The sequence below is a fragment of the Amycolatopsis thermophila genome (genome assembly GCF_030814215.1).
In the GTDB taxonomy this organism is placed as follows: Bacteria; Actinomycetota; Actinomycetes; order Mycobacteriales; family Pseudonocardiaceae; genus Amycolatopsis_E; species Amycolatopsis_E thermophila.
Genome location: NZ_JAUSUT010000001.1, coordinates 2,193,040 through 2,217,692 on the forward strand (window position 1 = coordinate 2,193,040; position 24,653 = coordinate 2,217,692).

32 protein-coding genes, 1 tRNA gene and 1 pseudogene are annotated in these 24,653 nt (G+C 69.7%); 18 read left to right on the forward strand and 16 right to left on the reverse strand.

The annotated features are described in order from the left end of the window. Nucleotides 1-6 precede the first annotated feature (6 nt). Both crgA and FB470_RS10865 read left to right on the forward strand, forming a co-directional pair. Nucleotides 7-273 (forward strand): cell division protein CrgA, encoded by a 267-nt coding sequence (crgA, locus tag FB470_RS10860; protein ID WP_306990768.1) that lies wholly within the window; start codon nucleotides 7-9, stop codon nucleotides 271-273. An 84-nt stretch (nucleotides 274-357) separates the two neighbouring features. After that, on the forward strand, nucleotides 358-762 hold the full coding sequence (locus FB470_RS10865) for a PH domain-containing protein (RefSeq protein WP_306990769.1): 405 nt from the start codon (nucleotides 358-360) through the stop codon (nucleotides 760-762). Here FB470_RS10865 and FB470_RS10870 read toward each other — a convergent pair. Both FB470_RS10870 and FB470_RS10875 read right to left on the reverse strand, forming a co-directional pair. Continuing rightward, a complete protein-coding gene (locus FB470_RS10870; protein WP_306999193.1) occupies nucleotides 759-1,697 on the reverse strand; it encodes a rhomboid family intramembrane serine protease in 939 nt (312 codons plus the stop codon). The two genes, FB470_RS10865 and FB470_RS10870, sit on opposite strands and share 4 nt — an antisense overlap. 24 nt (nucleotides 1,698-1,721) lie before the next feature. Then, nucleotides 1,722-2,273 (reverse strand): peptidylprolyl isomerase, encoded by a 552-nt coding sequence (locus FB470_RS10875; RefSeq protein ID WP_306990770.1) that lies wholly within the window; start codon nucleotides 2,271-2,273, stop codon nucleotides 1,722-1,724. A 119-nt stretch (nucleotides 2,274-2,392) separates the two neighbouring features. Here FB470_RS10875 and FB470_RS10880 point away from each other — a divergent pair, with 119 nt between their 5' ends. Next, nucleotides 2,393-2,968 (forward strand): hypothetical protein, encoded by a 576-nt coding sequence (locus tag FB470_RS10880; protein ID WP_370876659.1) that lies wholly within the window; start codon nucleotides 2,393-2,395, stop codon nucleotides 2,966-2,968. Between the two features lie 141 nt (nucleotides 2,969-3,109). Here the strand turns inward: FB470_RS10880 and FB470_RS10885 are convergent, their stop codons facing one another. Continuing rightward, nucleotides 3,110-3,562 carry a DUF6918 family protein gene (locus tag FB470_RS10885; RefSeq protein ID WP_306990772.1) on the reverse strand — a complete coding sequence of 151 codons (453 nt, stop codon included), beginning with the start codon at nucleotides 3,560-3,562 and terminating at the stop codon, nucleotides 3,110-3,112. A gap of 160 nt (nucleotides 3,563-3,722) precedes the next feature. After that, a complete protein-coding gene (locus FB470_RS10890) occupies nucleotides 3,723-4,241 on the reverse strand; it encodes a DUF2020 domain-containing protein (protein ID WP_306990773.1) in 519 nt (172 codons plus the stop codon). A gap of 128 nt (nucleotides 4,242-4,369) precedes the next feature. Here FB470_RS10890 and FB470_RS10895 point away from each other — a divergent pair, with 128 nt between their 5' ends. The 3 genes and pseudogenes from FB470_RS10895 to FB470_RS35740 form a co-directional block, all read left to right on the forward strand. After that, nucleotides 4,370-5,377: a M14 family metallopeptidase gene (locus tag FB470_RS10895; protein ID WP_306999195.1), complete on the forward strand. Its 1,008-nt coding sequence runs from the start codon at nucleotides 4,370-4,372 to the stop codon at nucleotides 5,375-5,377. 33 nt (nucleotides 5,378-5,410) lie between these two features. Next, nucleotides 5,411-6,040 (forward strand): helix-turn-helix transcriptional regulator, encoded by a 630-nt coding sequence (locus FB470_RS10900; protein ID WP_306990774.1) that lies wholly within the window; start codon nucleotides 5,411-5,413, stop codon nucleotides 6,038-6,040. Nucleotides 6,041-6,059: 19 nt separating this feature from the next. Beyond that, nucleotides 6,060-6,175 (forward strand): annotated as a pseudogene (locus FB470_RS35740) (IS481 family transposase); the annotation flags it as partial. Between the two features lie 98 nt (nucleotides 6,176-6,273). Here FB470_RS35740 and FB470_RS10905 read toward each other — a convergent pair. The 6 genes from FB470_RS10905 to FB470_RS10930 form a co-directional block, all read right to left on the reverse strand. Further along, nucleotides 6,274-7,155 (reverse strand): spermidine synthase, encoded by an 882-nt coding sequence (locus tag FB470_RS10905; RefSeq protein WP_306990775.1) that lies wholly within the window; start codon nucleotides 7,153-7,155, stop codon nucleotides 6,274-6,276. Between the two features lie 10 nt (nucleotides 7,156-7,165). After that, nucleotides 7,166-8,026 (reverse strand): hypothetical protein, encoded by an 861-nt coding sequence (locus FB470_RS10910; protein ID WP_306990776.1) that lies wholly within the window; start codon nucleotides 8,024-8,026, stop codon nucleotides 7,166-7,168. Next, nucleotides 8,023-9,342 carry a hypothetical protein gene (locus FB470_RS10915; protein WP_306990777.1) on the reverse strand — a complete coding sequence of 440 codons (1,320 nt, stop codon included), beginning with the start codon at nucleotides 9,340-9,342 and terminating at the stop codon, nucleotides 8,023-8,025. Before FB470_RS10915 ends, FB470_RS10910 begins: the two co-directional genes overlap by 4 nt. Further along, nucleotides 9,339-9,641: a DUF6403 family protein gene (locus FB470_RS10920; protein WP_306990778.1), complete on the reverse strand. Its 303-nt coding sequence runs from the start codon at nucleotides 9,639-9,641 to the stop codon at nucleotides 9,339-9,341. Before FB470_RS10920 ends, FB470_RS10915 begins: the two co-directional genes overlap by 4 nt. A gap of 542 nt (nucleotides 9,642-10,183) precedes the next feature. Next, a tRNA-Ala gene (locus FB470_RS10925) sits at nucleotides 10,184-10,256 on the reverse strand. Nucleotides 10,257-10,285: 29 nt separating this feature from the next. Then, a complete protein-coding gene (locus tag FB470_RS10930; RefSeq protein WP_017985983.1) occupies nucleotides 10,286-10,474 on the reverse strand; it encodes a DLW-39 family protein in 189 nt (62 codons plus the stop codon). Between the two features lie 198 nt (nucleotides 10,475-10,672). Here FB470_RS10930 and mbp1 point away from each other — a divergent pair, with 198 nt between their 5' ends. Further along, nucleotides 10,673-10,906, forward strand: coding sequence for a microaggregate-binding protein 1 (gene mbp1, locus FB470_RS10935; RefSeq protein ID WP_306990779.1), 234 nt, complete (start codon nucleotides 10,673-10,675; stop codon nucleotides 10,904-10,906). Nucleotides 10,907-11,090: 184 nt separating this feature from the next. On the opposite strand, the gene FB470_RS10940 is transcribed toward mbp1, so the two are convergent. The 3 genes from FB470_RS10940 to FB470_RS10950 form a co-directional block, all read right to left on the reverse strand. Then, on the reverse strand, nucleotides 11,091-11,948 hold the full coding sequence (locus FB470_RS10940; RefSeq protein ID WP_306990780.1) for a YceI family protein: 858 nt from the start codon (nucleotides 11,946-11,948) through the stop codon (nucleotides 11,091-11,093). 89 nt (nucleotides 11,949-12,037) lie between these two features. Then, nucleotides 12,038-12,346 carry a hypothetical protein gene (locus tag FB470_RS10945; protein ID WP_306990781.1) on the reverse strand — a complete coding sequence of 103 codons (309 nt, stop codon included), beginning with the start codon at nucleotides 12,344-12,346 and terminating at the stop codon, nucleotides 12,038-12,040. 668 nt (nucleotides 12,347-13,014) lie between these two features. Continuing rightward, on the reverse strand, nucleotides 13,015-13,647 hold the full coding sequence (locus tag FB470_RS10950) for a hypothetical protein (protein ID WP_306990782.1): 633 nt from the start codon (nucleotides 13,645-13,647) through the stop codon (nucleotides 13,015-13,017). Nucleotides 13,648-14,428: 781 nt separating this feature from the next. Here FB470_RS10950 and FB470_RS10955 point away from each other — a divergent pair. Continuing rightward, a complete protein-coding gene (locus FB470_RS10955) occupies nucleotides 14,429-15,016 on the forward strand; it encodes an NUDIX hydrolase (protein WP_306990783.1) in 588 nt (195 codons plus the stop codon). Here the strand turns inward: FB470_RS10955 and FB470_RS10960 are convergent. Continuing rightward, complete coding sequence (locus tag FB470_RS10960; protein ID WP_306990784.1) at nucleotides 15,002-16,123, reverse strand: tetratricopeptide repeat protein; 1,122 nt, start codon at nucleotides 16,121-16,123, stop codon at nucleotides 15,002-15,004. The genes FB470_RS10955 and FB470_RS10960 overlap by 15 nt on opposite strands. Nucleotides 16,124-16,282: 159 nt before the next feature. Between FB470_RS10960 and FB470_RS10965 the strand changes: the two genes are divergently transcribed. Continuing rightward, nucleotides 16,283-16,489, forward strand: a complete 207-nt coding sequence (locus tag FB470_RS10965) for a hypothetical protein (protein WP_306990785.1) — start codon at nucleotides 16,283-16,285, stop codon at nucleotides 16,487-16,489. Nucleotides 16,490-16,506: 17 nt separating this feature from the next. On the opposite strand, the gene FB470_RS10970 is transcribed toward FB470_RS10965, so the two are convergent. After that, on the reverse strand, nucleotides 16,507-16,863 hold the full coding sequence (locus FB470_RS10970) for a winged helix-turn-helix domain-containing protein (protein WP_306990786.1): 357 nt from the start codon (nucleotides 16,861-16,863) through the stop codon (nucleotides 16,507-16,509). Between the two features lie 139 nt (nucleotides 16,864-17,002). Between FB470_RS10970 and FB470_RS10975 the strand changes: the two genes are divergently transcribed. The 8 genes from FB470_RS10975 (at nucleotide 17,003) to FB470_RS11010 (ending at nucleotide 23,221) form a co-directional block, all read left to right on the forward strand. After that, nucleotides 17,003-17,290 carry a hypothetical protein gene (locus tag FB470_RS10975; protein WP_306990787.1) on the forward strand — a complete coding sequence of 96 codons (288 nt, stop codon included), beginning with the start codon at nucleotides 17,003-17,005 and terminating at the stop codon, nucleotides 17,288-17,290. 116 nt (nucleotides 17,291-17,406) lie between these two features. Beyond that, nucleotides 17,407-17,730, forward strand: coding sequence for a hypothetical protein (locus FB470_RS10980; RefSeq protein ID WP_306990788.1), 324 nt, complete (start codon nucleotides 17,407-17,409; stop codon nucleotides 17,728-17,730). Continuing rightward, nucleotides 17,730-17,984, forward strand: a complete 255-nt coding sequence (locus FB470_RS10985; protein WP_191247084.1) for a hypothetical protein — start codon at nucleotides 17,730-17,732, stop codon at nucleotides 17,982-17,984. Before FB470_RS10980 ends, FB470_RS10985 begins: the two co-directional genes overlap by 1 nt. After that, entirely contained in the window at nucleotides 17,971-18,279 is a 309-nt protein-coding gene (locus tag FB470_RS10990; RefSeq protein ID WP_306990789.1) for a hypothetical protein, read from the forward strand. The genes FB470_RS10985 and FB470_RS10990 overlap by 14 nt, the downstream gene beginning before the upstream one ends. Beyond that, nucleotides 18,279-19,403, forward strand: a complete 1,125-nt coding sequence (locus FB470_RS10995) for a hypothetical protein (RefSeq protein ID WP_306990790.1) — start codon at nucleotides 18,279-18,281, stop codon at nucleotides 19,401-19,403. The genes FB470_RS10990 and FB470_RS10995 overlap by 1 nt, the downstream gene beginning before the upstream one ends. Next, on the forward strand, nucleotides 19,400-21,592 hold the full coding sequence (locus FB470_RS11000) for an FtsK/SpoIIIE domain-containing protein (RefSeq protein ID WP_306990791.1): 2,193 nt from the start codon (nucleotides 19,400-19,402) through the stop codon (nucleotides 21,590-21,592). The genes FB470_RS10995 and FB470_RS11000 overlap by 4 nt, the downstream gene beginning before the upstream one ends. Nucleotides 21,593-22,007: 415 nt before the next feature. Beyond that, on the forward strand, nucleotides 22,008-22,178 hold the full coding sequence (locus FB470_RS11005) for a hypothetical protein (RefSeq protein WP_191247088.1): 171 nt from the start codon (nucleotides 22,008-22,010) through the stop codon (nucleotides 22,176-22,178). Between the two features lie 86 nt (nucleotides 22,179-22,264). Then, entirely contained in the window at nucleotides 22,265-23,221 is a 957-nt protein-coding gene (locus FB470_RS11010; RefSeq protein WP_306990792.1) for a bifunctional DNA primase/polymerase, read from the forward strand. Here FB470_RS11010 and FB470_RS11015 read toward each other — a convergent pair whose 3' ends face one another. After that, nucleotides 23,222-23,461: a hypothetical protein gene (locus FB470_RS11015; protein WP_306990793.1), complete on the reverse strand. Its 240-nt coding sequence runs from the start codon at nucleotides 23,459-23,461 to the stop codon at nucleotides 23,222-23,224. A 59-nt stretch (nucleotides 23,462-23,520) separates the two neighbouring features. On the opposite strand from FB470_RS11015, the gene FB470_RS11020 reads away from it, so the two are divergent. Beyond that, nucleotides 23,521-24,573 carry an AAA family ATPase gene (locus tag FB470_RS11020; RefSeq protein ID WP_306990794.1) on the forward strand — a complete coding sequence of 351 codons (1,053 nt, stop codon included), beginning with the start codon at nucleotides 23,521-23,523 and terminating at the stop codon, nucleotides 24,571-24,573. Nucleotides 24,574-24,653 lie beyond the last annotated feature (80 nt).

Consider the following 24,653-nt stretch of genomic DNA (forward strand, 5'->3'; position numbering starts at 1 on the left):
TTCCCGATGCCGAAGTCCAAGGTTCGCAAGAAGACGGCGTACACGCCGCCGACCGACCGGCGCACGCCGGTGAAGGTGCGCGCCGCGGGGCCGTCCAGCCTGTTCTACAAGATCGTGATGTTCGGGCTGATGATCATCGGTCTGGCGTGGATCGTCGTGCAGTACATCGCGCAGGACAAGATCCCGTTCATGGCGGACCTGGGCAACGGGAACTTCGCCGTCGGTTTCGGCCTGATGATCATCGGTCTGCTGATGACCATGAAGTGGCGCTGAGCGGAAGATCACAGCGATTGCCCCGAACAGCGGCTTGACCGGTAATTACAGCACTGTGACTCATCCCCAGTGTGGATAACCACTGTGGATAACTCGTCCCCGCATTGGGCTCCGCGGCCGGTTCTGGTCGGAACCGGCTGTGCCGCCGCGGTTTTCGCGATCGTCGCCGCGGTCCTCGCCGGCGACCGGATGAGCACGGTCTTCTTCACGGTCGCGGCGGTCGCGCTGACCGCGTTGTCCCTGCACGGTTTGCTCGTGCGGCCGCGCTTGACCGCCGACCCGCGCGGGCTGCGAATCCGCACCACGACGGGAAAGCACGACCTCGACTGGCCCGACGTGACCGCCCGCGTGCGCACCACGCGCCGACTCGGCCGGGACGCGGCGACGCTCGAGATCGAGGCGGGCGAGCAGCTCTACGTGTTCGGATGGCTCGAACTCGGCGCGGACCCGCGGGACGTGCTCGACACCCTGACCGCGCTGAAGCCCTAACCGGTCGGCTTGCCGCAGTAGAGCTCGCCGCCGCGGTACCCGCACACCACGCTCGCCAGCTGCGCGTCCCGCACGAACACCAGCACCACCAACGCGATGACCAGCACCGCCACCGCGCCGCCCTGCCAGTACCGGCGTCCCCTCGCCGGCGCGTACACCATCGCTGCCGTGACGAGCGCTCCCACGACCAGGCCGCCGAGGTGGCCCAGCAGCGAGATACCGGGGATCGACACGGTGAGGACCAGGTTCAGCACGATCGTGCCGATCGCGTAGGCCGGGTTGAGCCGGAGCCGGATGACGGCGATCAGCATGCCGCCGAGCAGCCCGTAGATCGCGCCGGACGCGCCCGCGGTGCCGCGCTCGACCCCGTCGAACGCGTACACCGACACGGCGCCACCCAGCAGCGACACGAGGTAGAGCGCGGCGAAGCGGACCCGGCCGAGCAGGGTCTCCATGTCCCGCCCCAGGATCCACAGGGCGAGCATGTTGACCGCCAGGTGGATCGGCCCGTAGTGCAGGAAGCCAGACGCGAGCAGGCGCCACCACTCACCGTGGCCGGCGATCGCCGGCGGCCACAGCACTCCGTCGCCGAAGAACCGGGCCGTCTCGTTGCCGGTCAGGCTGCCCGCCTGCGCCGCGGTGAGCACGTACGCCACCACGTTGAGCCCGATGAGGACCGGTGTGACCACCGGCCGGTGCGAAAGCTGCGCACCGGCGACCGTCCGGGGCGTGTACCGCTGGACGTTCTGCTCGCGGCGCCCGGTCTGCACGCAGTCGAGGCACTGGTAGCCGACCGACGCCTCACGCAGGCAGTCCGGGCACGCCGGACGGCCGCACCGGACGCAGGTGAGCCCGGTGGGGCGCGACGGGTGCCACCAGCAACCGGGCAGGGCCGACTGCTGGGGCGGCTGCGAGGCAGGCGGGTGCGGAGGCATGTTCACGATGCCTCCAACCTACCCTCAGCCCTCGCGCTGGATGTCGATCTTCTCGATGACGACGTCCTGCAGCGGCTTGTCGGCCGGGCCGGTCGCGGTGTTCGCGATCGAGTCCACGACGTCCCGCGACTGCTGGTCGGCGACCTCGCCGAAGATCGTGTGCTTGAAGTTCAGGTGCGGCGTCTTGGCCACGGTGATGAAGAACTGCGAGCCGTTGGTGCCCGGGCCCGCGTTCGCCATCGCCAGCAGGTACGGCCGGTCGAACTGCAGCTCGGGGTGGAACTCGTCGCCGAACTGGTAGCCCGGTCCGCCGCGGCCGGTGCCGGTCGGGTCGCCGCCCTGGATCATGAAGCCCGAGATGACGCGGTGGAAGATCGCGCCGTCGTAGAACGGGCCGGAGTTCTCGCCCTTGGCGTTCGGGCGCTGGTACTCCTTCGTGCCCTCGGCGAGGCCGACGAAGTTGGCCACCGTCTTGGGGGCGTGATCAGGGAAAAGGTTGATCCGGATGTCCCCGGCGTTGGTGTGCAGGACGGCGGTCGCCTTCGCACCAACGGAGGATTCACTGCTCTGGGTCACGCCTTCATCGTGCCATCCGCAGCGGGATCGTCCGGAAACGGGCAGGATGGTTACGGGGATGGGAACGTGAGACGAAACGATTGTCGAGGTGAAAGGCCATGACCCGAGCTGCGGACTCGGTGGGTGAGTCGGCCAGGGCCGGCCTGCTCGGCCTGAGCAAGCGGGCCGTCGAGGTCGGCAAGGCGGGCGCCGAGGTGGCCGCACAGGCCGCTCAGGCGGCCGAGAAGCGGCTTTCCGAGAGCACCGAAGAGGCGCGCAAGGAGGCCGCGAAGCGGGGCAAACAGGCCCGCAAGGACCTGGCGAAGGCGAGCAAGCAGGCGCGCAAGGAGGCCGCCGAGCGGCTGGCCGAGCTGCGCAAGCCGGGCCGCAAGGCCCGCAAGGCCGCCCTGCAGGCCGCCAAGGCCGCCGGCCAGTCGAAGCGCAAGGCGAAGAAGGACTTCAAGCAGGCCAAGAAGGACTTCCAGGCCGCGCTCGAGGAGGCCAGGCTCGCCGCCAAGGGCACCAAGCGGCGCCGCAAGTGGCCGCTCTTCCTGGTGCTGGGCGTCCTGGCCGCGGGTGCGGCGGTCGCGCTGCGCGGCAAGCAGGAGCCGCCGGTGGCCACCGAGCCGCCGCGCGCCACCCCGCCGGCCACTCCGGAGTCGACGGCGAACGGCCAGCACGCGCCGAGCCCGTCGCCCGCGGAGAAGCCGAACTAGCACGTCCACGGCAGGTGCCGCTCGGCGCGGGTCGAGCGGCACTTCCGCCTGCCCCGGGCACGCCCGGCCCTCCCCCGGACACGCGAACGGCCGCTTCCCCGGTTGACCGGGGAAGCGGCCGTGGTGCGTCCGTGACCCGCCTCAGGCGGCGGCCGCGTGCTTGTCGATCAGCTTGCCCAGGCGGGGCAGCGCCTCCTCGACGTTCTTCTTGCCGTTCGGGCGCAGCTTCTCGTACACCTTCTTGATGCTGTCACGGCTGCTCTTGGCGGCGCGCGCGTCGGTGACGCCCAGCAGCGCGTCGGCGGCCTGGTCGCCACGGCCGGACAGGAAGGCACCGAAGTCGGCGCCACCCTGGGCCCGGTAGTCGGCGTAGAACGGCTCGAGCGCGGCGGCGAAGTCGTCGAGCAGGCTGTCCACGGCGGAGCCGATGATGCCCGGCTTGATCTTCTTGACCGCGGCGAAGCCGGTCTTGATGACGGCGCCGGACACGCCGCCCTTGTCCGAGACCTCTTCGTCGACCAGCGTCTCGAGGTCGCTCACGACGGCCGGACGCCTGCTGGAGTCGAGCAGGATTTCCTTGAGGGTGTCAGCCACGAATGTCTGTCCTTCTTCACATCGAGGTACACGGGGGGACTCGCAGTCCGTGGCACGCGAGGGCTGGCCGCGGGTCTCGACCGGTCGCGTGCTGGTCCTCCCGGCTGCGAGGTGCGATCAGGGTAATACAAGATCAACTTGACACTGCACCCTGGCGGCCTTAAAGGCCCGCGATCGCCTGCCGGGCAACGGTTCTCGCCTTCACCGTCTGTTGCTGGTTGGTCGTCACGATGACCGCCGTACCGGCCCTGGCCACGGCATATACCGCGCCGTCCGGTTTCGCTGCGTAACCGCCCTGCCACCCTGGCGGATCGGTCGCGGGGTTGCTGGTGGCGACCGGGGCGGCCTGATCGACGAGCGCCTTCGCGACAGCCGGATCGCCGGTGTAGACCCGCACGGTGAGCTGGACCTTGCCGGTCAGCGCGTAGAAGAAGCAGGCCGGGTGCGGCTGGTCGGCGGAGATCTCGACCTTGGACACCCGCTGCCCGTTCGCGTCGGCGACGAACTGGCTGTCCAGGTACGGACACTTGGCGGCGCGCACGGGCGCGGGTTCAGGCGGCAGCTGCACGGCGGTCGTCGCTGGCGCGCTCGAGGACGGCGGAGTCGCCGGCGGCGCCGGTTGCGCGGCGCAGCCGGCCAGCGCGGCAGCTGCGAACAGGGTGGGCAGTACTCGTCGCATGGCCCGGCCAGTCAACCATCCGGTGCTCCCCGGGTTGTGGGGGACGCGCCGCTACAGCAGAGTAAGAGAAGCGCTACTCTTCGTGTTCGTCCGGAGGCGAAATGTATTCACGGCGGGCCGCCGGCACTCTGCTGGCCCTGGTGACCGGAGCCGCCCTGCTGACTGCGGCCGCACCCGCTCGCGCGGCGGCGGCGGACTTCCCGGCAGGCGATGAGGGCTACCACACCTACGCCGAGGTCACGGCGGAACTGCAGAAGGCGGCCGCGAACCACCCGGACCTCGTGGCGCTGTCCAGCGTGGGCAAGTCCTTCGAGGGCCGCGACCTGAACGTGCTGAAGATCAGCGACGACGTCGCGGCGGACGAGGGCGAGCCGGAAGTGCTGTTCACCTGCAACCAGCACGCCCGCGAGCACCTGACCACCGAGATGTGCCTGCACATCGTGCAGCGCTTCACCGACGGGTACGCGACCGACCCGAACGTCAGGGCGATGGTGGACGGCCACGTGATCTGGGTGATCCCCAACGTCAACCCGGACGGCTCCGAGTACGACATCTCCGGCACCGACTACAAGTACTGGCGCAAGAACCGCAAGCCCGTCGCGGGCGGCGACGAGATCGGCGCGGACCTCAACCGCAACTGGGGCTACAAGTGGGGTTGCTGCGACGGTTCGAGTTCGCGGCCGGCGTCGGAGACCTACCACGGCCCGGCCGCGTTCTCCGAGCCGGAGACGCAGGCGGTGTCGCGGTTCGTCGACTCGCGCGTGGTCGGCGGAACCCAGCGGATCAAGGCCCACATCGACTTCCACACCTACTCAGAACTGGTGCTCTGGCCGTTCGGGCACACCAAGGACGACACCGGCGAGGGCATGACGGCCGAGGAGAACGCCCGCTTCCGCGACGTCGGCCAGCGGATGGCCGGGACCAACGGCTACCAGGCCAAGCAGTCCAGCGACCTCTACGTCACCGACGGCGACATCAACGACTGGATGTGGGGCACCCACAAGATCCTCAGCTACACCTTCGAGATGTACCCGACCGGCCCGTTCCCCGGCTTCTACCCGCCGGACGAGGACATCGCGCGGGAGACCACCCGCAATGACAGGGCCGTCGACATCCTGGTCGGCGAGGCGCGCTAGACAATCGATCCAAGCTCTGTACATCATGCCCAGGTGACCGATGCCGACGCGGTGCTCGCCGCGCTCCGACCCGTGCTCGACGGCCTGGCGGCCACGTTCGGCAGCAACTGCGAGGTCGTCCTGCACGACTACCGCCGGCCGGAGGGCTCCGTCGTCGCGGTCGCCGGCGAGGTCACCGGGCGGGCGCCGGGCGGTGCGATGAGCGAGCTCGGGCTGAGCCTGCTCAAGCAGGGCCGGGACGCGCGGGACCAGATCAACTACCTGACGCGGACCGACGCCGGCCGCGTCATCAAGGCGTCGACGCTGCTGTTGCGCGACCGCGACGGTGAGGTGTTCGGCGCGCTGTGCGTCAACGTGGATGTGACCGACCTGCGGCACGCGGCGGTGTTGCTCGGCGAGCTGGCGGCGGTGACCGCGCTGCCCGACGCGACCACGACGTTCACCAACGACGTCGGGCAGCTGATCCGGGCCGTGGTGGCCGAGGAGGAGCTGAAGCTCGGGCGGCCGGTGAGCCGGATGACGCGCACCGAGCGGCTGGACCTGTTCCGCGCCCTGGACGAGCGCGGGCTGTTCGCACTGCAGAAGGCGGTGCCCGAGGTGGCGGCCGCGCTGGGCATCTCCCGCGCCTCGGCCTACAACCACCTGGCGCAGATCAGGTCCTAGGTGTACTTGGCCAAGACGTGGGTGGCGGCGGGTTGGAGCCACCCGCGACCGCACCACCACAATCGGCTTCGACTACGTCCACGCGCTATCGATAACCACTCCCGGCTGGCCTACTCCGAGATCCTGCCGGACGAGTAGGGCGACAGCTGCGCCGCTTTCCTGCAGCGGGACTCCGGCCCACCTGTGCCGAACACACCAGCCACAACGCGCTCGGCGGCCACGCCGCAGTACACCTAGGTCTTCGGGGGCAGGCCGAAGACGTTCCACGGCGGGCGCGGGGTGTCGACGGCCTCGTCGTCGGTGATCGGCTTGGCGTTGCCGCGGAACCGGTCCAGGTCGGCGCCGCTGGTGACGCGGGCCGGGAAGGCCGCCGAGGCGGCGCGGCGGCTGATCCCGGCGAGCGGGAGGTCCTTGCGCGACGCGGCGAGCACGACGTTGCCGAACCGGCGCCCGCGCAGCACCCCGGAATCGGCGAGCATCACGACGTGCGGGAACACCGTGCCGATCGTGGCGACCACCCGCCGGGCGAACTTCAGGCCCGGCCCGTCGGCGACGTTGATGAGGTAGGTGCCAGTCGGACGGAGGACCCGGTCGACGTCGCCGGTGAACTCCAGCGTCGCCACGTCGCCGGGCATCCGGGCGCGCTGGAAGACGTCCGCGACGACGAGGTCGGCCGAGTCGTCCCGCCGCGTCGTGACGCCTTCCCGTCCGTCGGAGATGCGCACGCGCAGGTTCGGCACGCTGCGCAGGTCGAGCTGCTCGCGCACGAGGTCGATGAGCGGTTCGTCGGCGTCGAAGACCAGCTGCCGCGAGCCGGGCCGGGTCGCCGCGATGTAGCGCGGCACGGTGCATCCGGCGCCGCCGAGGTGCAGGGCGTCGAGCGGTCCCGCGTCGAGGCAGTCGATCACGTCGCCGATGCGCCGGACGTACTCGAACTCGAGGTGCGCCGGATCGTCGAGATCCACATAGGACTGAGCGACCTCGTCGACGGTGAGGAGCCACGCGTTGGCGCGGTCGGCGTCGGCGAGCAGTTCGGCGAGCCCGAAGCGGACGGGGTACCGCCCGGGAACCGGGCGCCGGGTGTCACGCCTGCGGTTCGTGCCTCTGCCTGCCATCACCGCAACTCTACGTGAGCTTGCGGCACCGCTCGCTGAGCGCGTCGACCCGCCCGGCCAGCGCGGTGTAGTGCGCCTCGGTGCTCGCCTTCGGGATGTCGGCCAGCAACCGCACGTAGTCGTCGATGATCCGCCGGTACCGCTTGTCGCCGGAATGGCGCGCGTCGAGGTCGATGATCTGCTGGGCCAGCACGGCGGCACCGGCGGTGAGTGTGCTGCGCGCGTCACCGGTGGCCTCGCGCTGTTCCTGCCGGAGCACGGCGAACTTCGCCGCGCGGCGGGCCGCGAGCTGGATGGCGGCCGCGCCGAGCACGACCGCGGCGATCGCAGCGGCGGCCGTGAGGTAGCGCGGCAGCGAGGGGCTGATCTCCCGGCTGCCGTCGGGGACGAGGCCCGCGTGCACCAGCTGGTCGTAGTTGACCGCGACCACCTTGAGCGCTTCGAGGGGACGGTCGGTGAACTGGTCGACGCCGTCGGCGATGACCGACTCGATGACGAAGGCGCGGCCGATGTCCCGTGCGGTGTCGCCGCCGAGCAGCGTGCAGCCGTAGGTGTCGTACTCGTCGTCGCCCTGGCTCAGCATCAGCACCACGGTGCCCTCGGCCGCGTCCTCGACGTCGTCGCACACCTCGCGGAGGTCGCTCCCGGGTTGTTCGAAGACCACGACGAGCCTGCGGTTGCCGATGATCCGTTCGGCGGCCGTTTCGTCGACCCCGACCCCGTCGGCGACGTGGACGGAAGTGGTCCGGACGTCCCGGGCGACGGCGCCGTCGAACAGCCCGGCGGTCCACAACGCCCAGCCGGCGAACACCAGGAAACCCAGCACGGCGAACCCGAACGCGGTGCGGAAGAAGCCGAACAACCGGGTCATGCGAGCCTGCCCCGCAGGTAGACGGCCGGCCGGTACTCGCGGCGGCCCAGGGTCCGGGCGACGTGGTCGAGTTCGGCGGCCGCGTCGTCGAGCAGAGCCGCGACGTGACTGTCCGGCAGGTTCTGGCCGAGTGCTTCGCCGGCCGATTGCAGGGTGGCGATCGCCCTGGTCAGCGACGGGTCGCTGCTGAGACCGGATACCTCGATGGCGAGCGCGGTGAGCCCGGCCAGGCGAGCCGGCGAACCGGTGCGTGCCGGGGCGCGGGGCCGGATCGTGCGGGCCGAGAGGACGAGGAAGACGAGCGCGCACCCGGCGAAGACCCACGGCAGGGCGGGCAGGGCGACGCGCAGCGGGTCGAACGGCTGGTACGGCAGGGGCCGGTCGAAGAGGCCGGAGTAGCGGACGTCGGTGACGCGGGCGAGGTAGGCGCCGAGGATGTTGCGTTGCGGGTAGGCGTACGTGCTGAGCCGGTCGCCGAACCGGCTGTAGAAGCTGGCGGCGGCGACCTCGGCGAAGTCGGCCGCCTGCGGGCCGTGGTACTCGACCCAGTCGCCGATCATCACGACGAGGGGCCGGTCCGGGAAGACGGCGGTCAGCGCGGTGCCGTAGTCCGGGACCGGCTGACCGGCCGGTTGCCGCGGCAGGACGACGAAGAGGGCGCCACCCGGGAAGGCGGTGGCAGCGCTGTCGGGAAGGCCGGTCAGGGTGGCGCCGGGCGCGATGTGGGTGCCGGTCGCGCGCAGGTCCGCGGTCACCGGGGCGAGCTCGGCCGGGGTCGGCTCGCGGAACCGGAGGGTGTCGGTGTCGGGTGGTTCGGGCTGGTCGGTGGCCTTGGCGATGAGGAGGAGCAGGAGGCTGGTGACGTCGCCGGTGGCGAACTGGGCGCGCCAGCCGGTGATCCGGTCGGCGACCGCCTGGCCGGCGTCGCTGGTGACCTCGGTGCCGACGATGTGGATGGTGGCCTCGACGTCCTTGACGCGATCGCGTTCGTCTTCGGTGAGGCCGGGCGGAGCGACCAGGATGCGGACGTCCTTGGTGCCGATGGCGTCGCGGACCCGTTGTTCGTCCCACTGCGCGATCGAGCCGGGCAGCCGCACGACCGAGTTGGCCCGCAGGAGGGCGGTCATCTCCTCCGACGAGGGCACCGACGCGTCGCTGATTTCGCCGGCGCTGCCTTCGACGTAGGCGCTCGAGGCGGGCGACTGGCCATAGCTGACGTCGACGGTCTGCTTCTGGGCGACCAGGAAGACAACGAGGACGACGATCGCGGCGGCGAGGCAGCCCCAGCGCAGCCACTCGAGCTTCCGGGGGATCACCGTTCACCCCGCCACAGCCGATCCGCGCGACGGGCGTACCCGGCGGCGGTGTCGGCGGCCCGCGAACCCCCACCGTCGGCGATCATCCGTTCCGCGCGGGCGAGGAGTTGCGCGGCCTCGGGATCGTCACCCGTGGCGGCGTCCCGGCTGATCTGCGCGGTGGCGACCGCCGCGCGGGCGCGGGACCACGCCGCGCCGGTCTCCTGACGCCACTGCCGCCGCCGCGGCAGGACGACCGCGACCACGCCGGCCACGACGAGTACCACGGCAGCGAGCAGCCAGACGAACCAAGTGGACAAGCGAACCCCAGCGATCAAGGAACAGTGGCCCGATTGTCCAGGATCAGCCGCCCGAACGGGGCGAATCCGCCCGAGATGTCACAGAAAACTCGCGTGGCGGCGTGGCGATCTCCGCGCTGGGTGGCGCGCGCAGACCTCGTCGAGTATTCCGGCCCTGGCCGGGTGACCACCTTCGGCCGGCACGAGGGCGACGTGTTCGTCCAGGGCGGCGAGTTCTCCGACGTCCGCAGCAGCCGCTCGCCGTCCCGCATCGCGCGCTGGTCTACGCCGCCGCGGCGAACCAGCCACTCGGCCGCTGCCGCTCCCACAACCCCACCCTCTGTGCGCAGCTCCCGCGCCTCCCGCGGCCGGTCGTACCGGCTCACCGGCATGCATACTGCCGGGCTCAGCCGCGGAAAAGCCGCGTGCGCTCAGGACGACCGGGGGAAGCGGGTCCCCATCGTCCATTTCGGACGTATCTCGTCACCGGCTGAGCATGTCGTCGGCGAGGAGATCGGCTGGGGACCGCTCGCGCCGCTCATGAGCGCGAACCCTGCCACGAGTGGAGCTGAGGGGAATCGAACCCCTGACCTCTGCCTTGCAAAAGCAGCGCTCTACCAATTGAGCTACAGCCCCGGACGCGAGCCGCTCGGGCTCGCGCGAGTTCAGTTGTTCGTGCCGGCCTCGGCGGCCTTCGCCGGCGCGCTGCCGTTCGTGGAGACGGCGGCCAGCGGGCGCTCGGTCGGGGCTGTGGCCTCGCGCCACAGGTCGGCTTCAGCCTTGGCGTCCTTGTTGCGCTTGATAACGAACAGCACCCCGCCCGCGACGACGGCGAGCGCCAGCAGCTTCTTCACCTTCAGGCCCCTCTTCGAACGGTCCGGCTGACCTCACGATGCTACTGCACCCCCGCCCCGGCGCTCCGCGCGGTGTGGAACGGCCGAAAGTCCGATTCGGCCGCAGTGCAGTCAAGCCGGCGCTCGCCCCGGAGTGATGTGGTTAGTGCCCGCATCCTCCGGGTAGCCGAGTCGTGACGGCGACCAAGGAGGCAGTTCATGACTGACAAGGAAGACCGTCAGGAAGGCATCAAGGGCGCGGTCGAAGGCCTGAAGGGCAAGGTCAAGGAGACGGCCGGGACGTTCCTCGGCAACGACTCCGCCCAGCGTGAGGGCCGCGCGCAGCAGGAGAAGGCCGACGCGCAGCAGCGCGTGAGCGAGAAGGAAGCCGAGGCCGACCGGGCGCGGGAGGAAGCGGCCCTCGGCGAGGCGCGAGAGCGCCGCGAGCAGTAGCAACACCCCACGACACGGCCAGGTCAGACGCGGCAGGGTTCCCCGTCTGTCCTGGCCGTTCCACGTGGAACCACGGTTGACCTTGTGGGAACGCCACGCACGGCGGCCATGCCGGCGCCGCCGCGATCGAAACGGTCGAGGAGCCGGCCGCGACCGCTCCGTGCGTGGTCGCCGACGTCGCGGCTCAGGCGTCCCGCACGGCTTGCACGTCGAGGCGGAGTTCGATCGTCGAGCCGACCACGACCAGGCCCTTCGCGAGTGTCTGCTGCCAGTTGATGGTGAAGTCCTCGCGGTGCAGTTCGGTCTTGGCGACCGCGCCCAGCCGGTCGCCGTTCCACGACCGCAGGCCGAGGTAGCTCGCGTCGAGCCGCACGCCGCGGCTCGCGCCGCGCAGGTTCAGGGTGCCGTCGATGTGCCACCGGTCGCCGGCGGCGCGCCGCGCCCGGTCGCTGAAGAAGTGGATCTTCGGGAAGCGTTCGACGTCGAGGAAGTCGGGTGAACGCAGGTGCTCGTCCCGCTTCTCGGCGGCCGTGTCGATGCTGGCCGCGTCGATGACGACCTCGATCCTCGAGTTCTCGATGCGCTCGCCCACGTGGATGCTGCCGTGGAACCGGGTGAAGCGGCCGTGGACGCGGGACAACCCGATGTGCCGCGCGACGAAGCGGATCGACGTGTGGTCGGGGTCGATCACCCAGCGTCCCGGATCGGGCAGGCGGACGGTCGCGTCGGGCTGCAGCTCGATGTCGCCGAGCGAGGTGTGGTCGCCGCTCGCGACGTCGACGGTGTGCCGGACCTCGCGGTAGCCGCCCGAAGACACCGCGACCTCGTAGGTGCCGGTGGCCGCGGTGACGACGGCCAGGCCGAAGTCGTCGGACACGGCACGGGTGACCCGCTGGCTGCGCTTGTGGCGGAGCACCATCTCGCCGCCGGAGAGCGGGCTGCCGTGCTCGTCGCGGAGGCGGGCACTCACCAGACCGGCGCCGGCCGCGAAGGTGACCGGCTCACCGTGACGTCCGTCGCGTCGACGCAGGCGGCTGAACATCGGCGGTCTCCATTCGCTCACTCGGAAGAGGTCCAGTCGTCGACCCTAAACCAGCGGGAGCGGGGTTCGTGACCCCTCCGTTACCAGCGTCACCGGTCCCGGAGTGTCGTAGGACGCCGTGATCGCCGCAACGCGGTGGCTCTACCAGCGGTTCCCGGCCGGCCGCCATCCGCGTCGTGGGCCTCGTGCTTGAAGAACCGCCCGGGCGGCACGGGACCACCTGGTGGGTCGTCCGGGCCGGGGCGGGTCGAGCCGTCCGGCAGCAGGTCGACGCAGGCGGACGTGCACCACGCGACCCGGCTCAGGGCTTGGACGTCCCGCGCGAGCGCGCCCGGCAGCAGGAGGTCATCCGCGTCGAGCGTGCGCACGATCTCGCTGGTCGCCCTCGCGAGCGCCATGGTCCGCGCGACCCCGGCTCGCCCCGGCAAGCCCGTGCCGATCAGGATCCGTTCGTCGGCGGGCAGCGCGCCGGTGACACCGGTGTTCCCGTCCTCCTGCAGGCACCACTCCCACGTCCAGCCCTCCGGGAGAAGTGGTGCCCGCCGTCGTGGACGGCCGTGATGACGCTGACCTTGGCCACTGCCCGCTGCCCCCCAGCAACCGAAACGCGTTCCGGGCTGAACCGATGAGGCCGGGGTGCCACCACAAGACTCAGGCCCCGCCTCCCTGTTGGGAGACGGGGCCTGATCCGTTCTGTGGGCCCAGGAGGACTTGAACCTCCGACCTCTTCGTTATCAGGCCAAGATCAAGACTTTTCTAGCTCGCCCGGAACCGCATTCATGCTGGTCAGCAGCGTCCGTGGACGTCCACCGACGTCTGCCGGGCAATGGGGTGGTTGTCGCTCACTTTGTCGCCCACTGGTAGCGCTCTGACCAGGCGAAAGAGGCTGGAACATTGGGGGGCAGCCCCCTATGTTCCAGCCTCAGTGACCCTGTGACAGGAGATTAGTGTGGGGAGAGGTGCCACACCCCGCCTGTCACTCCCCTGTCACTCCTATCTTCGCAGATCAGAACGCACAGAGTGACAGAGTGACAGGTGTGACAATGCCAGGACTCCCCCTAGGGCATCAGGCAGCCATACGCCAGGCAACCATGTAGGCCGCCGCTTGACCGCGGACATGGCAACCAAGCGACTGTCGATTGGTGTTCTGTCGCAACTTGAACGGCTTCGCGCGCCGAACGTCCCACACGACAGGAGTTCCACCGGGGAGAGCCTGCTCCAACGTCTCTTCCATCATGTAGAGCAGCACGTCGGCGTCATCCTGTGTGAGCTCAGGTCCCTTGACGTAAGGAGCGACGTAAAGCAGCTTCCCATCACGGAGTCGCAGACCGAGCATGTTGCGCAGCTCGACCGTCAATTCTCCGTCCCGCCAACTCGGCTGCTTACTGGGGACACCGGTCGCACCACGAGGCAACAGGCGGAGGAAACCATCCCGTGCCTCGGCGTAGGCCCTCCCCCTGGCCGGATCGGCCGCTGCGGCCCGATCAACGACAAGATCGAGCTTGCTGCGAGGGTCGGGAGCGTTGAGCGCGCTCCGGAAGCCGGCAAAGAGCTGGCCGTAGTAGATCCACGCAGGCCCTTGGGGGTTGAGATAGAGTTCGCGCTGCTCAGCAACGACCTTTGCCCTCTTGCGAGGACCAGCCTGGACGAAGCCCAGGAATTGAAAGCCGCCAATTCTGGCGGCATCAGTGTGGTTCACACTGTCTCCTAACTGGTAGGAGCGACCACGCGCACGCTTGTCGTGCATCCAGTCACAACCAGGTGAACCTGATTGACACCCCACTCGATCGGGGGTAGCTTCAACGTGTCGGCATTGAAGTACTGGTGTGTGTCGCTCGCAGGCATAATCGCCCGCTTGTTCGATAATACCATTCACGTCTCGGAACTGTCAAGTTCCGAGACGTTTTTTGTTGCATTGAACTTCTGGGCGCCCCTGCGTCGACAAGCAAGGGGTTCTTCGATTCGATCACAGGTACGACGTCGTCCCCCGAGTCCGCCAGCTTCGTCGTCGGCAACGCGGGTTGCAGGAGGTCGCGTCGGGGAGCATAGCCGTCGTACACCCCTGTCCCCTGGCCGTTCACTTCGCACCTTTCGTCCACCGGGATCCGTCTTTTGGACCCGCGACAGCTCCCACTCGAAGGGAGCCACCCTCAAATGTTGCACCGCTTGGAGCGCACCACGCAAACACGGGTGGGGACACATCTGTGGATGGACTGTGGATAAGCAGCCCGATTTGGGCACAGTTTGACAGCGAAGCTGTGGCTAACATGTGGACACGGTTGGCGCATCTTTGCAAAACGCCTGGTCAGCCGCGGGTTATAACTGAGAACTACAGCTTCGTAATTCGCCCGGCGTGTCGCACACGCTCGGCGTGTCGTGATATCCGATCGCTACTTGCTTGCTAGGAACAGACGTTAGCCACGGAGCGTTGGGCGTGGGAGACTACGGGCGCTGATCCTTAAGTCCAGGAGGTTCACTCAGTGACCGCGAGCAATGCTCGACCGAACTGGCAGCACAACCGAGCTGGTTCGACGGCGGACAGGTGGATCGTCCACGGGACACGATCGGTCTACGACACTGAGTGGGTCAAGGTCGGCTTGGCCGACATTTCGCAGCCATCAGGCGAACGGTTCGAGCACCACACCGTGTGGTTCCCGCCGGTCGCCATGTCGATCGTCTTCGATGACGATGGTGAGCACATCCTTATGGCCTGGCGGCACCGGTTCGCGCCGGACATCTGGAGCTGGGAAGTACCCGGCGGCATCATCGACGGCGACGAGTCGCCTGAGGAGACCGTCGTCCGCGAGATCGAGGAAGAGACTGGGTACCGACCGCGGTCGATCGAGCCGCTGATCACGTTCGAGCCTGCGGTGGGCATGCTGCGCAACCCGAACCACCTCTTCGTCGTCCGGGGCGTGGAGCGGGTGGCGGACCCAACCGAGCAGAACGAAGGCACCTTCCAGTGGGTGCCCTTCCGCGACGTTCCCGACCTGATTCGCGCTGGTCAGGTCGGGAACTCAGGCGCTCTGATCGGCCTGCTTCACGTCCTCGCGCTAGGCGGCAAGTAGCTCCGCGATCCGGGCTCGCTGCCGGGCTGAGCCTGTTGTGCCGGCCAGCTCGGCGGCTTGTCGGGCTTGCACGCGCGACTCGTCCAGGTCGCCGCGCTTCCGCAGGGCAAGCGCGAGGTCCACACGAAGCCCCGCCTCTGCTCGCCGTGAGGTGAGCGTGGTGAGCCCATCGAGCGCGGCCGTCAGGTCCTCGATCGCCTGGTCTTCGCCGAGCCGCGCCAAGCAGTTGCCTCGCCACCGGGCGAGGTGCGCGCCGTTCAGCATCAGGTACGGCAACTCAGGGTCGTTGTCGCCAGCTGGCAGCACGTCGGCCGCTTGAACGAGCCGCCGCATCGCGCCGGATCGGTCCCCCGCCGCGGCCAGGAACTCGGCGTGCGCCGCGGCCAACCACGACCGAAGGCGTGCGGGGACCCGTCCGAGCAGGCCGGGTTCGCTCGCGTACTCGACCAGCTCCACCGCGTCGGCGGCCCGGCCGGCATCGAGCAGCACGTAAGCCTGCTGCGCCGTGACGTGCGCGAGCACGGCTGGGTTCTCCCCCTGCCGTGCTGCGGACTTCGCGATGTCGTGCAGGTCCCACGCTTTCCGGAGATCGCCCGCATCGAGCGCTTGCCAACCGGCGAGCGCAGCCGCCTCAGCGAGCGTCACCGCCGCTGTCGGAAGGTGGCCGCTCGGCAGCGCATTTCGCAGCATCTGCTCAAGGTTGCGGACGTGGGCTTCGGTCTGCGGAATGATCGCCGCCCCCAGCAGCCGGTCCTGTAGCCGGTAGAAGTTCGTCTGCTGGTCTAGCAGCGAAATCACCGCTGGGTCGAGCCGGACCACCTCGAATGTGCTCGGGAGGTCGAGCGCAGGTGGCGGTGTGGTCTCGACCAACCCGAGCGCTGCCGGTGGAAGCTCGAATACCTCGCACAGTTCGTCCCGCCAGTCCGTCGGGATCACCGCGCCGGTCTCCCACGACGTGTACATCCGCTTCAAGCTGGCTTCCTTCGGGGGCATCTTGCCCCGGCGACGGCGAGCCTGCGTGAGCTTGGCCCGGACCTCGCCTTGCGTCATCCCGGCGGCAAGGCGAGCACGGCGAAGCTTGCTCTCGGTTGCCCCGCTGTCCCCCACGGTCACCTCCCTTGCGGGCATTGTGCCTGGTCAGCCCCTGGTGAGTCGAGCGAATCACCAACGACTCACCAGGGACTCATCTCCCCAAGAAGCCGGAACCAGACGAATCTTGAGGCATGGCAACGGAAACCGCCGAGCCACAGAACCTGGGAGGTAGCGATGGGCAAGAAGGGCAACATGATTCCGGTCCCGACTGGTGGGAGCGGGCTGCTGCCGAAGGTGCTGGGCGCCCTGATCGCGCTCGCGCTACTGGTCTTCGTTGTGAAGCACCCGACCGATGCGGCGAACTGGGCCAAGGCACTCGCCGCTGGCATCGGCAGCATCATCGACGGGATTGCCGCCTTCACCGGGCAGCTCGCCGCATAGCCGAGCCTGTTGACTCGTCACGAGCCGAGACGCCCCAAGGCAGCAGACAACCGACGCTCCAGGTCTTCGAACTGGTGCCTGATCGTGCGGACTTCGTCGCGAAGTTCCAGCAGCTCAGTCCGAGCGTCAGCAAGCCGGGACTCTGGCGTCTTCCCAGCATCCTCGGGAGCGAGCACAACCGCGGCACTCTTCTCCCTCAGGGCGACAAGACCTTCCGCAGCGAGCAGCCGAAGTGCCTGATTCGCCGTGGTGCGAGAACCGCCGTGCTGCGCGACCAGCTCGCGAGTGCTGGGCAACCGCTCCCCCGGCTTGAGATCACCCGCAAGGATGCGTTCACGTAGCTGACCGGCGATGTCTTCCCTGGTCACGACCATCGAATCCCCTTCCGCAGCGCACCCAGTCTAGCGCTGTCCTAGGCCAGACCCTTGACAAGCACATCTGTCCTACTTACTGTCTCACTCAGGCCAACTGGCCTAGGACAGAAGTCCTCGAAGTTCAACGAACAGGAGAGCAATGAAGTTCGCACGAATCACCAGCCCCGCGGCCGTCGACGCGCTGTTTCCGCTGGTCGATGAGGACATTGCCGCTGTGGCGCGGGATGAGGCGATGGCGGCTGAGGTGGCTGAGATCGACGCGCTGATTGAGGAGGCGGAGCGCGAGTGGGCCGCCGCGGAGCGGGTCGAGGCGTTCCGGGTGTCGCGAGAGCTGACCGATCTGGTGAGCGCGCGCCGGGCGGCGCGTCGGGCGACCCGTGAGGCCCTGCGGTCTCGGGTCCGGTTCAACGGCGTGGCGGCGGCCTGATGAGCGTGGCACCCGTTTCGGCTGACCCCGGCACGGCGGCTCACTCCGCCAAGAACGTGCACGCCGTGCCGGGACTCCCCAACCACTCGCGTAACGACTCGAAGGGAAGGACCCCGATGGTAGGCAAGGCCCGCGCCCGGATCAGCACCGCGGCCGCCCGGCTAGCTGTGGCGATCGACGATGAGCTGGTCACCTACACCCCGCAGGCGCTCAACGAACTGATCTCGACCGTGGCGGCCCGGGAAGTCGCCGGACGGCTGCGCGAGCGGGCCGCCTGGCACCGGGAGCAGGCCGCCAAGCAGGCCGAGATCACCCGGCACGTCCCGCTGGGGGCCTCGCAGCCCTCGATCCTCCGCAGCCGGGATCACCACCGTGAGGCCGACGCCCTGGAGGCGCTGGCGCTGCGCGAGCTGGACGGGATCGGGCGGGGTGAGTCCTGATGTCGATGTTCGAGGTTCTGCGCCGATTCGGGACGTTCGCGCTGTTGGTGTTCACCGGGTCGGTGCTGCTGTTCCTGGTGCTGCACCTGGTCCGGATTCCGCTGGTGCTGATCGCGAAGGTGCTGGAGATCAGCATGCGCCGCCTGGACGCGTTCGTGACGCGGCACGCGAGCAAGCCGCCGACCGGCCCGGTCAACCAGTTCTTCCACCCCACCCCCGTCTCGCGAGAGGAGGCCATCAATGTCCACGCCTGAGCACAAGCCCACTGCCGGCCACAGCGGACAGACGACCGATGTCGAGGCGCGCCGCGCGGCTGACCTGGCGATCTACAACAACGCCACCAACCCGACCCGCACCACCCGGGCGGTGTCCTGGATCGGTTGGCACGCCATCGAGTTCGCCGGTGTCGCCGTGCCGCTGGGGCTCGCCCTGACCGTGTGGGACGGCTTCTACGTCGCGTCTGGCCTGGCCGCGCTCGGTTGGGCGGCCAACGAGCTGCGTCTGCGCCGCCAGCAGACCAGCAGGTCCGATGAGGACGGTGAGGCGTGATGAGCTGGGCCGAAGAGCGCCGCGCGAACAAGTTGGTGGACGCGCAGATTCAGCGCGAGCAGGCCGCCGCGGCGGCACAGGTGCGGATCGCCGAGCGGGCCGCGCTCGCGCAGCAGCGGCGCGAGGACCAGGCCGCGGCTGCCGAGCAGGCCCGGATCGAGCGGGAGCAGCGCTCGGCGCGCCGGAAGGCCGCCTGGCGTGCCCTGGGCGCCTGGTGCGGGGCGAACGTGGTGGAGCTGCTGATCTACCCGATCGCGCTGCTGTCCTTCGTGCTGGCCGCCCCGGCGATGGCCACCTACGGCCACGACGTCTACCGGTCCGGGCTGGGGGTGCTGCTGCCCGGCATCACCGAGCTGGGCATGTGGGCCTTCGCGGTGGCGGTGCTGGTCGCCCGCCGTCGCCACCCGGGCCGCCCGGTGGGCTGGTTGCAGGTGGGGGTGTGGACCTTCGCCGGGTTCGCCTTCGCCTCGAACCTGCTGCACGGCCTGACCACCGCGTGGGAGTCGGGCGTGGTGATGGGCCTGGTGTCGGTCTCCGGGGTGGTGGCCCACCAGCTCACCCTCGCTGCGCCGCCCCGCTCGCGGGCCGAGCGGCAGACCGCGCGGATCGAGCGGGCAGCCGCGCGCAAGATCGGTCGCGTTCGCAAGGCTGCGGTCCGGCAGGCAGTCGCGGAGATCGACGCGGACGGGTCTGCCCGGCTGGTGTACGCCCCCGGCCGCTACGTCATCACCCGGTTCCGCCGCCTGCGCACGGCGGTTGTGCCCGGCCTGCCGGTCGCGGAGTCGGCCGACTGGGACCGCGAGCTGGCTGACCTGCTCGCCACCACGGCAGCCGGTGAGCGGCCGGTGGTCGAGCCGGATGCGACGCCGCGGGACTCGATCGAGGGCGGGGCGGTCGCGACCCTCGACCACGGCCCTGACCTGCGTGAGTCGAGGCCGAATCGACCGGTGATCGACCGCAAGCCGGGCCGCTCGCTCGACCAGCTCCGCGCCGAGCTGGACGCCGCGATCGAGGCCGGACAGGTGGACCCAACGTCGGCGGAGTCGATCCGCAAGACCTTGAAGATCGGCGCGGCGCGCGCCCGCCAGCTCCGTGACGACTACAAGCGAGGTGAGGCCCGATGACCACCAACCACGAGCAGGACGCCGAGCTGGCCCGCGTGCACTACCTGCCGACCCACCGCAGCGACAGCGACCCCGCCGAGTCCAGCACGGAGGTGCTGGAGGGCGAGATCATCACCGATGCCGACTACCGCGCACTCCAGCGCGAGAAGGCCCGCCAGCGCTACGCCCTCTACCGGCAGGACGCGTTGACCGTCTACCGCGGGGTGAAGACGGCCGCCACGCACCAGGTCACCAAGTCGGCCGGCAAAGCCGTCCTGGCCGCGGGGGTGACCACGGTGCAGGGTGTGGAGTCGTGGGCCAAGCGCGCCTGGGACGCCTCCACGATGGGTGTCTACCGGCGGCAGATCAAGGCCGCGGAGGCGATGGGCGACCGTGAGGCCCTGGCGGAGTGGACCGAGCGCAAGGAGGCCGCCGCCGAGCGCCGCCACCAGCGCCTCAAGGACCTGCCCGGCGTCGCGTTCGGGGTGGCGAAAGTCCTGCTCGGCAGCCTGGCCGGGTGCGTGGCGCTGACGCTGCTGGTCGGCATCTTCGTCCAGCTCTCCGGGTCAGGCGCGTTCATCGACGTCATCACCGGGGTCCTCTCGGCGATCCGCTGGATCTTCACCGCGATCGCCGTGGCGTGGACGCCGTTCCTGATGGCCCTGCCGGTGTTCGTGCTGCTCGCGGCCTACCGCGAGGGCCGCAAGCGCGGCCAGTCCCCGGCCTGGCTCGCCACCGCCCGCGAGGCCGACCTGGACGCCGCGATCGACGAAACCACCATCGCCCGGGCGCTGGAGGCGCTGCGGATTCCGCAGATCACCGCCTACCTCAAGCAGGGCCTCCCGCTCCAGTACCTCACCACCGCCCGGGCCGACGGGCGCGGCACGCACGCCGTGATCCGGCTCCCGGCCGGGGTCACCGCCGAGAAGATCGCCCGCCGCCGCGCCGACCTCGCCACCGGCCTGCACCGGCTGGCGAAGGAGGTCTGGCCCACCACCGGGTCGGAGGCCGGAATCCTGGACCTGTGGGTCGCCGACAAGGGCGCCCTGGCGGAGGGCGCGGGACCGTATCCGCTGCTCAGCGACGGTCTGGTGGACGTGTTCAAGGGGGTGCCGTTCGGCAAGACCCTGCGCGGCACGCCGATCAGCGCCCCTTTGATGGAGCGCAACACCATCACCGGCGGCATGCCCGGCCAGGGCAAGAGCTCCGCGGCCCGGGTCATCATGGCCGGTGCCGCCCTCGATCCCACGGCTGAGCTGCGGATCTACGTGCCGGACGCGAACTTCGACTTCGAGGCGTTCAAGCCGCGCTGCTCCCGCTACGTCATGGGCGCCGAGGACGAGAAGATCGAGCAGATCCTGGCTGACCTGCGGCAACTGCACGCCGAAGTGCAGGCCCGCGGTGAACTGCTCATCAAGTTCGAGGTCCCCGCGGTCACCCGCGAGCTGGCGTCCAAGAACGTCGGGTTGCACCCGCTGTTCTGCCTGCTCGAAGAGGCCCACGTTGCCATCCAGCACCCCAAGCACGGCAAGGAAATCGCCAAGTTGCTGGTGGACATCGTGCGGCTGGGCCGCAAGCGCGGCATCCACATGCTGGTGTCCACCCAGGCCCCGACCAAGGACTCCATGCCCCGCGACGTGACCCGGAACTGCTCCAACGGCATCGCCTTCGCCGTCGGTGACCACGTCGCCAACGACGCGCTGCTGGGGCAGGGCGCCTACGCGGCCGGCCACCGCGCCACCGAGCTGATCCCCGGCACGGACAAGGGGACTGCCGTGGTGAAGGGCTTCACCGGCGAGCGCAGCGACATCGTGCAGGTGTACTTCCTGGACGTGTCCCGCGACAACGACCAGGTGACCCCGATCATCGAGCGCGCGATGGCCGCGATCGAGCAGGACGGCCGCGGCCTGCCCGGTGGCGACCGGCCCGCCCCGCAGATCGAGGCGCCGGTGTCCCGGGACCTGCTCGAAGACCTCGACGAAGTCCTGGGGAACGACCCGATCCCGGCCGCGAAGGTGGCGCCGCTGCTGTCCGCGCTGGCCCCGGACTGGCCGCCGTACCAGGGCCTCACCGGCACCCGGCTGTGCGCCGAGCTGGCCGCGATCGGGGTCAAGGTGCCCAGCTCGAAGAACCGCTACCCCATCGATCCGGTCACTATCCGTGAAGCTCTCGCTGTCGCGGCCACCGAAGACCTGGACGACGACGAGTAGCCCGACCACCCGGGTTAGACCCGGCTGCACCCCCGCGAGAACCTCGGGAATCCAGCCCGAATCCCGGGTCTGCGAGGCGACCTAACTCGCCTAACCCACCTAACTTCTCGCAGGCCAGCGGCTATCCGGGGCATCTAACCCACAGGGTTAGAAACCTAACCCGCTCTCCGCGACCTAACCCCGCAACCTAACCCACTCGACGACACAAACCGGAGGTGATCGCCGTGACCTCTCACGCCCTCATGTCATCACACACAGTGACTTTTGGAGGACCGTTGACCGCCCGCCTCGCTCGCCTGATCGCCCGGTTCGTCGCCACCTGCTCCGACTGCGGCGCCCGCATCCCCGCCGACCAGGTCATGTGCTCGATCTGCGCCAACAAGTAGACCCACCGTCGCGAAAGGACACACCACCGATGGCAAGCAACAAGCCCCTCGTGCACCGCGGAACCAAGTCCTGGTGGACCGGCGACGTGAAGACCCTCTGCGGGCTCACCATCCCCGGCCGGGACGCGAAGTCGCCGTGGTTCACCAGCCCCGCCTGCCCTGAGTGCGAAGCCAAGCACAAGGCCCGCAAGGGCAAGTAGCACGCCGAACCCTGCCGGGCCGCCCGTCCGACTCGCCTCCGGGCGGCCCGGCAGCACCAAGCCACCTCATCCCGAAAGGGCTCTCGATGACCACCCGCACCGCTGACGCTCTGCTCGCCGCTGCCCTGGACGCCGCGTCCCGCGGCTGGCACGTCTTCCCGCTCGCTCCCGGCCGCAAGTACCCCGCCCTGCATGGCGCCACCGACTGCCCGGGCACCGGCGCCTGCACCGGAGGTCACCTCGGATGGGAGCGGCGCGCCACGACCGATCCTGACCGCATCCGCGCCGCGTGGTCCCGCGCCCCGTACAACGTCGGTGTGGCGACCGGCCCGTCCGGGCTGTGCGTGATCGACCTCGACACGCTCAAGCCCGGTGAGACCGAAGCCGACATCCCGGAGCCGTGGCGCTCCAACGGTGATCGCTCCGGTGAAGATGTGCTCGCCGATCTCGCTATCCAGGCCGGGGAAGAGCTGCCCGGCGACACCCTGACCGTCCGCACCCCCTCCGGGGGCCTGCACCTGTACTACGCCGCGCCGGACGGGATCGAGCTGCGCAACACCGAAGGGGACCGCGGCCGCGGGCTGGGCTGGAAGATCGACACCCGCGCCTGGGGCGGCTACGTCGTCGGCCCCGGCTCGATCATCAACGGCCGCGCCTACGAGTCCATCTACGACGGGCACGTGGCTCCGCTCCCGGAGTGGCTGGCGGACCGGCTCACCCCGGCGCCGCTGCCGGCCGCGCCGGTGACTCCGATCCGGCCGAAGGCGTCGCGACCGCGCTACCTGGAGGCCGCGATCCGGGCCGAGTGCGCCAAGGTCCACCAGGCCCCGAAGAACCAGCGCAACGCCACGCTCTTCGCCGCCGCGGTCGCCCTCGGACAACTGGTCGCCGGTGGCGCGCTGTCCGCGGAGGAACACGAAACCGTGCTGCTCACGGCAGCCGGGCGGCACGTTGCCGAAGGCGCCTACACCGAGCGGCAGGCCCGCAAGACCATCGCGTCCGGCCTGAGGACCGGGCACAACCGGCCGCGCCGCATCGCCTGATCAATCAACCGTGGAGGAGCCATCATGCCCGTTGCTCGCGCGACGAAGGCGTACGTAGCGCAGCCACGAGCGCAGCGCCCAGAACGCGAACAGAAGCGTGATCGCCCCTTGCCACCAGGGCGACAAGTCCTCGGACCACAGCACCCACAACGTCACCTCGCACACAAGCAACGCGGTCGTGAGGATCGCCGCGACCAGGAACGCACGCGGCGAATCCGGGTGAGGTGGCTCGGTCGGCATGGACAAGAGCCTCACACACCCCAACCTCGACCGCATGTGACCGAACGGAGCAACTGATCATGCCCGCACCGCGCGTCCTCGCTTCGGTCCCCGACCAGCCCGCGCGCAAGACCCGGTGGACCGACGCCGAACTCATGGCCGTCGACTTCCCGGAGCCGCGGTGGGCCGTGCCCGGCCTGCTCTGCGAAGGGCTCAACTTGCTCGCCGGAGCACCAAAGCTCGGCAAGTCCTGGCTGTCCCTCGGACTCGGCGCGGACATCGCCAACGGCGATCCCGTCCTGGGCGGCATCGAGGTCGAGCGCGGGCCGGTGCTGTACTGCGCGCTGGAGGACACCGGACGGCGGTTGCAGCGCCGCCGTCGTCAGATGCTCGCTGCGGGTGGGCGGGCCGCGCCGCTGCTCACGCTGGAGACCGCGTGCCCCACCATGAACCACGGCGGTGAGGCGCTGCTGTGCGAGTGGCTGGACGAGAACCCGCACGCTCGCCTGGTCATCATCGACACCTTCGCCAAGATGCGCGGCGCGGACCCGGCCGGCATGTCCGCCTACGCCGCGGACTACGCCGCCGCCGTCCGGTTCAAGACCCTCGCCGACCACTACGGCGTGCCGTTCCTGCTCATCCACCACGTGCGCAAGCAGAGCGCGGAGGACTTCCAGGACACCGTATCGGGCACCAACGGCCTGACCGGCGCCGTGGACGCCACGCTCGTGCTCAAGCGGGCCCGCGGCCAAGCGGACGGGGTGCTGCACGTGACCGGCCGCGACGTCGAAGAGGCCGAGTACGCCATGAGCTTCGACGCCACGTCCGGCGCCTGGACCAAGCTGGACGGCCCGGCCGCGGACTACCAGATGCACGACACGCGCGCCCAGATCAAGCGGTTCGTTCGCGACTACCCCGGCCAGAAGCCCGCGGCGATCGCCGACGCGTTGCAGCTCAACCCGAACACCGTCCGCCAGACCTGCACCCGCATGGCGAAGGACGGGCAGCTCCGCGCCGCCCCGGGCGGCACGTACTTCCCGGCCGAACCCGCGAGTGACAGTGACAGCACCCCGGAGCTGTCACACCTGTCACTCCGTCACTCAACCGCCCTTGACCAGCAAGAACAGGAGTGACACCACCAGTGACACCCGTCGCCGCTGTCACTCAGCCCGGCAGTGACAGCCACAGGACCACCCCAGCCTGTCACAGCTGT

Coding starts and splice junctions, on each gene's coding strand:
- FB470_RS10870 (WP_306999193.1), bottom strand. CDS start 1,697: ATGCCTCCGCACCCGCCTGCCTCGCAGCCGCCCCAGCAGTCGGCCCTG.
- FB470_RS11010 (WP_306990792.1), top strand. CDS start 22,265: ATGACCACCCGCACCGCTGACGCTCTGCTCGCCGCTGCCCTGGACGCC.
- FB470_RS11020 (WP_306990794.1), top strand. CDS start 23,521: ATGCCCGCACCGCGCGTCCTCGCTTCGGTCCCCGACCAGCCCGCGCGC.
- FB470_RS11000 (WP_306990791.1), top strand. CDS start 19,400: ATGACCACCAACCACGAGCAGGACGCCGAGCTGGCCCGCGTGCACTAC.
- FB470_RS10965 (WP_306990785.1), top strand. CDS start 16,283: ATGGGCAAGAAGGGCAACATGATTCCGGTCCCGACTGGTGGGAGCGGG.
- FB470_RS10945 (WP_306990781.1), bottom strand. CDS start 12,346: ATGGCGCTCGCGAGGGCGACCAGCGAGATCGTGCGCACGCTCGACGCG.
- mbp1 (WP_306990779.1), top strand. CDS start 10,673: ATGACTGACAAGGAAGACCGTCAGGAAGGCATCAAGGGCGCGGTCGAA.
- FB470_RS11015 (WP_306990793.1), bottom strand. CDS start 23,461: ATGCCGACCGAGCCACCTCACCCGGATTCGCCGCGTGCGTTCCTGGTC.
- FB470_RS10990 (WP_306990789.1), top strand. CDS start 17,971: ATGTCCACGCCTGAGCACAAGCCCACTGCCGGCCACAGCGGACAGACG.
- FB470_RS10940 (WP_306990780.1), bottom strand. CDS start 11,948: ATGTTCAGCCGCCTGCGTCGACGCGACGGACGTCACGGTGAGCCGGTC.
- FB470_RS10970 (WP_306990786.1), bottom strand. CDS start 16,863: ATGGTCGTGACCAGGGAAGACATCGCCGGTCAGCTACGTGAACGCATC.
- crgA (WP_306990768.1), top strand. CDS start 7: ATGCCGAAGTCCAAGGTTCGCAAGAAGACGGCGTACACGCCGCCGACC.
- FB470_RS10910 (WP_306990776.1), bottom strand. CDS start 8,026: ATGACCCGGTTGTTCGGCTTCTTCCGCACCGCGTTCGGGTTCGCCGTG.
- FB470_RS10905 (WP_306990775.1), bottom strand. CDS start 7,155: ATGGCAGGCAGAGGCACGAACCGCAGGCGTGACACCCGGCGCCCGGTT.
- FB470_RS10995 (WP_306990790.1), top strand. CDS start 18,279: ATGAGCTGGGCCGAAGAGCGCCGCGCGAACAAGTTGGTGGACGCGCAG.
- FB470_RS10890 (WP_306990773.1), bottom strand. CDS start 4,241: ATGCGACGAGTACTGCCCACCCTGTTCGCAGCTGCCGCGCTGGCCGGC.
- FB470_RS10985 (WP_191247084.1), top strand. CDS start 17,730: ATGTCGATGTTCGAGGTTCTGCGCCGATTCGGGACGTTCGCGCTGTTG.
- FB470_RS11005 (WP_191247088.1), top strand. CDS start 22,008: ATGGCAAGCAACAAGCCCCTCGTGCACCGCGGAACCAAGTCCTGGTGG.
- FB470_RS10980 (WP_306990788.1), top strand. CDS start 17,407: ATGGTAGGCAAGGCCCGCGCCCGGATCAGCACCGCGGCCGCCCGGCTA.
- FB470_RS10975 (WP_306990787.1), top strand. CDS start 17,003: ATGAAGTTCGCACGAATCACCAGCCCCGCGGCCGTCGACGCGCTGTTT.